The organism is Devosia soli (assembly GCF_000970455.1).
GTDB lineage: Bacteria > Pseudomonadota > Alphaproteobacteria > Rhizobiales > Devosiaceae > Devosia > Devosia soli.
In genome coordinates, this window is sequence record NZ_LAJG01000020.1 from 1 (window position 1) to 474 (window position 474).

1 protein-coding gene is annotated in these 474 nt (G+C 64.6%); it reads right to left on the bottom strand.

Going from position 1 to position 474, the window contains the following annotated elements; translation table 11 throughout:
• On the bottom strand, positions 1-383 hold a 383-nt coding region (locus VW35_RS08975), incomplete at its 3' end, for a pseudouridine synthase family protein (protein WP_483088782.1).
• Positions 384-474 lie beyond the last annotated feature (91 nt).

The following is a 474-nucleotide window of genomic DNA, read 5'->3' on the forward strand; positions in this document are numbered from 1 at the left end:
CTGCACGCGCAGTGACCGTCAAGCCCGGAGCCGTGCGTGCCATGCGGGATCACTGTCAGCGGATCGATCGCGATCGGGCGGGGGGGTGGTTCCACCGTTTCGCGGGCACGGGACAAGTCAGAGGCGCGCTCGCCATCGATCTTGAGAGCGGAATAGATCGGCGGGCGCGGCGTGGTGAGGCCGGTGAACTGCGGCAAGAGGGCTTCGAGCGCGGCGCGGTCGGTGCGGACATCGGACGTTGCGATCACTTCGCCTTCGCGATCGTCGGTAGTCGTCGCGCTGACCCAGAGAATGGAGAAACGGTAGACCTTGGTGCCATCCGGCACCTGCGGCACGGCCTGGGTTGCTTCGCCAAGGGCCATGGGGAGAATGCCCGTCGCCAAGGGATCGCGCGTGCCGGCATTACCCGCCTTGGCCGCCGAAAACAGCCAGCGGAAAGGGAAAAAGGAAGGGGTGGTTTTTTATTAATAAGAC